Here is a 5107-nt window from a genome sequence, read left to right on the forward strand (position 1 = left end):
TGCCCGCCCGGGGGGTTGGGGGGGCCCCCCCGCCCCCGGCGGCGGGCCCCCTCGGGGGGGCGGGGGGGGTGGGCGCGGGCCCGCCCCCCCCCCCCCCCCAACGCCGTCGTCAGAAGGTGGGGATGTGGGTGGGGGAGAGATCGGGGCGGGTGCGGTGCCAGAGTGCGGGGTGGCGCCACCGGCCGGCAGCGTCGCGGGCGACATCGACGCCGACTTCCACCACCAGCTCGGGTTCCACCAGCGTGACGACAAGTTTTCCTGGCTGCCCCAACCGGCACTGGGCGACCAGCCTGTCCACGGACGACCGTGCCGCCCTGGAACGAGAAGGCTGGCGACCGCAACGCCTGCCGTCCGGGCGAGGGTGGTGGTGCGGCCGACGTACTGAAGGCGGTCTTGGTCGTCGTACCTGCCGAGCAGCAGCGTGCGGGGAGCGCACAGAGGAGGCTGGAGGAGATACGCGCGAAGCCCGCCACTTTGTGACTATCGGTCATATTTAGTTGCGCAAGGTGACGGTTGTTCTGTGGCGGTGCGTGATAATCGTAGGCTCCTTGGCCGGGTAGTGTGCTGCTGATCATGTGATTGGCGGTGTGGTTGTGGCGTCGGTGGAACGGACTGCGTATCCGAGGTTCAAGCGGATCGTCTCTGAGCGCGAGCTGGTGCAGTTCTTCACCCCGGATGAGGCCGAGATCGCATGGGAGCGGTTGCGGACCCGTGAGCGCCCCGAGGCACTGCTCACATTGCTGGTGCTGCTGAAGTCCTGTGCCCGGTTGGGCTATTTCCCTGACCTGGAGCAGGTTCCCGGGCCTGTCGTTGCCCGGGTCCGTGCCGTGGCCGAGCTGCCGGGGGATGTGGTGGCAGCGGCTGCGGGGCGGTCTGCGGAGCGTTACCGGGCCTGGGCCCGGGAGTATCTGGGCCTGGTGTACGACCCGGTCCGCGCCCGCAAGATCGCGGCTGCCGCGATGGAGGAGGCGGCGCCGGTCCGCGCTTCGGCGGTGGACCTGGTCAATGGGGCGTTGGAGGAGTTGGTCCGTGCGGGGCTGGAGCTGCCGGGGTTCTCGACGCTGGACCGTATGGCGGCCTCGGTCAGGACGCGGGTGGAGGGCGAGATATGCGCCCGGATAGCCGAGCGGGTAGGTCCGGCCCGGTCGCGCTTGGCGGGGCTGCTGGTGGTGCCGGACGGTGAGCGCCGTAGCCCGTTCGACCAGATCAAGGAGCCGGGTCGGCGGGCGACGTGGTCCCGGTTCCGGCAGCACGGTGAGCGGGTCGACCTGGTCGACGGCTTCGGTGACGCGGCGGGCTGGGTGGAGGGGGTGGCCGCGACGAAGGTCAGCGCGTTCGCGGAGTAGGCGAGGGTGCTGTCGGTCGACGAGATGCTGGACGTGTCGGAGCCGCGCCGGACCGCGTTGCTGGCGTGCACGGTGGCGAAGGCCAGGGCGCGGGTGCGGGACGAGTTCGTGGTGATGCTCGCGAAGCGGATGGCGAGGCACGGCAAGCGGGCCCAGGAGGAGTTGACGGCTCTGGAGCAGCGTCACAAGGCATCGACCGAGCAACTGCTGGTCGCCTACCGGGACGTGCTGACTGTCTTGAAGGAGCATGTCGTCGACGAGCGCGCCGACCAGATGGGGCAGGGCAGTCTGGGGGACGTGCTGGCGGTCAAGCGCATCCGCGAGGTGGTGGAGACCGGTGGCGGGTTCGAGTCGCAGCTGGCGGAGATCGAGGCGCTGGCGGCCTATCGGGGCGGGAACTGGACGCCGCTGGTGGAGCGGTTCTTCCGCCCGGACCGGCCCACAATGTTCAAACTCGCCCGGGTCCTCACCTTCGTGCCCACCTCTCGGGACCGTAGCGTGCTCGACGCCCTGGAGCACGCCGTCGCCTTTCGGCATCTGACCCGTGAGCTGATCCCCGCCGCCGGCGTGGACGGCTCCGTGCTGGATCTGTCGTTCGCCTCCGCGCAATGGCGCACCACGGTGTGCGCGAAGGACCAGCCCGGGATGCTGGTGCGCCGGCACTTCGAAGCCATGGTCTTCACCTACCTCGTCGAAGAGCTCCGCTGCGGGGACATCGCCGTCGTCGGCGGCGAGGACTTCGGCGACTGGACGAGCATGCTGCTGCCGTGGGAGCGGGTGGAGCCGCAGATCCCCGTGTTCTGCCAACAGGCCGGCCTTCCGGCCACCGCCGACGGCTTCGTGGACGACCTCAGGGACCAGCTGACGAAGATCGCGCGGGCCGTGGATGCCGGATACCCGGACAACGCGGACCTGACGATCGACCCGGTCACGGGGGTGCCCTCGCTGAAGAGGCGTGAGGGAGCCGAGCGCACGGCGTCCGCCGCGGCGTTGGAGGCCGAGCTGGGCAGGCGTCTGCCGGTACGGGGGGATTCTGGAGCACCTGGCCCGGGCGGCGCACTGGACCGGTTGGTGGTACCGCCTCGGCCCGTTGTCGGGGGCGGATCCGAAGCTGAAGGATCCGCTGGCCCGGTATGTGGTCACCGCGTTCACCTACGGCTCCGGCCTCGGCGCCACGCAGGCCGCCCGGCACATGAGCACGCTGTCGGCGCACGAGCTCGCCGCGATCGCGAAACGCCGCTGCACCGCGAAGAACCTGGCCCGTGCCGGCGCTGATGTGGTCGATGCCCATCTCGACCTGGACTTGGTCCGGTCCTGGGGCGACGGGTCAGTCGCGGCGGTGGACGGCACCATGATGGATGCCGCCGTCGACAATCTCCTGGCCGAGACGTCGATCCGGTACGGAGGTCATGGAGGCATCGCCCATCACCTGGTCGCCGATGCCTACGTCGCGCTCTTCTGCAGGTTCGTGCCCTGCGGGGTCTGGGAGGCCGTCTACTTGATCGACTCCCTGCTGCAGAACCAGTCGGCCGCCCGCCCGGAGCAGGTGCATGCAGACACGCAAGGGCAGTCATTCCCTGTCTTCGGACTCGCCCACGTCCTGGGAATCGACCTCCTGCCCAGGATCCGCAATTTCCAGGACCTCACCTTCCACCGCCCCGACCCGACAGTGCGCTACCGCCACATCGACCCGCTCTTCTCAACCGACCCCCGCACCGCGATCGACTGGGAGCTGATCCGCCACCACTGGCCCGACCTCATGCGGGTCGCCCTCTCCGTCAAGCAGGGCACGGTCTCGTCGGTGACGCTACTGCGGCGCCTGAACAACCGGTCGCGAAAGAACCAGATCTACCAGACGTTCCGAGAGGTCGGGCGTTCCGTACGCACCGTCGTACTGCTGCGCTATCTGTCGGATCCGGCGCTGCGGGAGCAGATCCAGCGGGCCACGAACAAGGCCGAGGCTTACAACGGGTTCACCAAGTGGCTGCACTTCGGCAACGCCGGCTGGCTGGCCAGCCGCGACCCGGAACTGCAGGACAAGGCGGTCAAGCTCCTCGACCTCCTCGCCGCGAGCGTGGTCTTCTCCACCACCATCGACATGACCTGGACGCTGCGGCGGATGGCCCGCGAGGGCTGGACCCTGAATGCGGCCGATTTGGCGGTTCTCAGCCCCTACCGGCGCGAGAACGTACTCCGTTTCGGCGACTACACCACCGATCAGCTTCACGTACCCCCGCCCGCCTACAACCCCACACTCCATGCCGCTACCGACACTGCCGTGACAGCGGCCATCAAGAATTCCCCAGGTACGGCCAGATACTGAGGTAACTGTGCATGACCGCCGTGGGCTGTCGTGCTGCCTCGCGGTGGCCGTGTTCGTGCCCGCTCCTTTGACTCAAGCGTGGCGGTGCCGGGCCGGTCGCTAAGGTCGGCCCCATGATCAGGGACATACGTATCTGCTTCATCGGGGATTCCTTCATCCAGGGAGTCGGCGATCCGGAACACCGGGGGTGGGTCGGCCGAGTGATGGAGGCCACCGGTGAGAACATATCCGGCTTCAACCTGGGCATCAGGCGCAACACCTCCGAGGACGTCCTGCGTCGCTGCTGGCAGGAGGTCCTGCCGCGGACCCTGCCCGGTGCCGACAACCGGCTTGTCGTCTCCTTCGGAAGCAACGACACCATCCAGGAGCACGGCGCAGTGCGCGTTGATGCTGCTCGCTGTCTGGAGAACTTGGCCTCGATCCTGGACGACTGCCGACGCCAGGTCATCACCGCACTGGTAGTCGGTCCACCACCCGTCATCGGCGCGGGCGACGAGCATCTGCGACGCACGTCGAAACTCGCCGACGAGATGGGCGCCCTCTGCCGCGCGCAGCACGTCCCGTTCATCGCCACGACCCTGGAACTCGCCGAAGACCCCATCTGGACGCAGGAAGTCATGGCTGGCGACGGCGCGCACCCGGGCAGCGGCGGCTACCGGAGGCTGGCCGACCTCATCCTCGCCCGGCAGTGGCGTGAATGGATTACTCAGCCGGGCTCCTGACTCGCGCCACCCGCTCTGTCGTAACTCACTGTCACATTCGCGGCCAGATGGTTCCCCGCTATCTGGCCGCGAGCGGGGAATCGGAACTGGCCACTTACACTGCCGGCCCAGCACCAATGGCGCGACGATGATGAGTGCTTGCGGACCGGTTCTTCGGCCGCCGTCTCGGACAGCGCTGACCTCACCTCGCTCACCAGGCCGCCGACATCCTCTTGTGCAAGGCCAATCTGGTCCCGGTCGGCAAGGGCCAGCCCCACCTGGAACTCACCCGGACCATTGCCCGTCATTTCAACGACCGCTACAGCGCCGGCTCCGCCGTCCTCCCCCGACCCCGTGCTCTGCTGTCGAACGCCTCCCTCCTGCTCGGCACGGACGGCGGCAAGATGAGCAAGAGCCGAGTATTTGGCCCCCATCCGGACCCGCCGAAAGGAATATGCGGACTACCGCGCCTACCTCCGCGAGATTCTGCGCGAGGGCAACGAGCGAGCCAACGCCGTTGCCGACAGTACCCTCGCCGAGGTGCGTGCCGCGATGAACAGCCACTACTGACCCCCTGGCACTGCCGGCACAGGAGCAGAGTCCCGGGCACGCGAAAGCGACCGTGTGGGGTCACTATGCGTAATTCAATCGCTGAGGCCCGCACTGGCAACAGGCCAGCCAGGTCTTTGGAGGAGATATCCGCGAAGCGGCCCCCGCGGGGGCCGCTTCGCGGATAT

At 68.3% G+C, this 5107-nt stretch carries 4 protein-coding genes and 1 pseudogene; 4 read left to right on the forward strand and 1 reads right to left on the reverse strand.

Going from position 1 to position 5107, the window contains the following annotated elements:
- Positions 1-109 precede the first annotated feature (109 nt).
- Positions 110-298: a hypothetical protein gene (locus tag ACFWVE_RS34540; protein WP_384023086.1), complete on the reverse strand. Its 189-nt coding sequence runs from the start codon at positions 296-298 to the stop codon at positions 110-112.
- A gap of 304 nt (positions 299-602) precedes the next feature.
- Between ACFWVE_RS34540 and ACFWVE_RS34545 the strand changes: the two genes are divergently transcribed.
- The 4 genes and pseudogenes from ACFWVE_RS34545 to ACFWVE_RS34560 all read left to right on the forward strand — a co-directional run.
- The gene (locus tag ACFWVE_RS34545; protein WP_384023089.1) at positions 603-1346 is read left to right on the forward strand and encodes a DUF4158 domain-containing protein; all 744 of its coding nucleotides are present in this window, start codon (positions 603-605) and stop codon (positions 1344-1346) included.
- A gap of 955 nt (positions 1347-2301) precedes the next feature.
- The gene (locus ACFWVE_RS34550; protein ID WP_384023092.1) at positions 2302-3669 is read left to right on the forward strand and encodes a transposase; all 1368 of its coding nucleotides are present in this window, start codon (positions 2302-2304) and stop codon (positions 3667-3669) included.
- A gap of 113 nt (positions 3670-3782) precedes the next feature.
- The gene (locus tag ACFWVE_RS34555) at positions 3783-4391 is read left to right on the forward strand and encodes a GDSL-type esterase/lipase family protein (RefSeq protein ID WP_384023095.1); all 609 of its coding nucleotides are present in this window, start codon (positions 3783-3785) and stop codon (positions 4389-4391) included.
- Between the two features lie 191 nt (positions 4392-4582).
- Positions 4583-4940 (forward strand): annotated as a pseudogene (locus ACFWVE_RS34560) (hypothetical protein); the annotation flags it as partial.
- Positions 4941-5107 lie beyond the last annotated feature (167 nt).

It is taken from the genome of Streptomyces sp. NPDC058632 (genome assembly GCF_042717095.1).
In the GTDB taxonomy this organism is placed as follows: Bacteria; Actinomycetota; Actinomycetes; order Streptomycetales; family Streptomycetaceae; genus Streptomyces.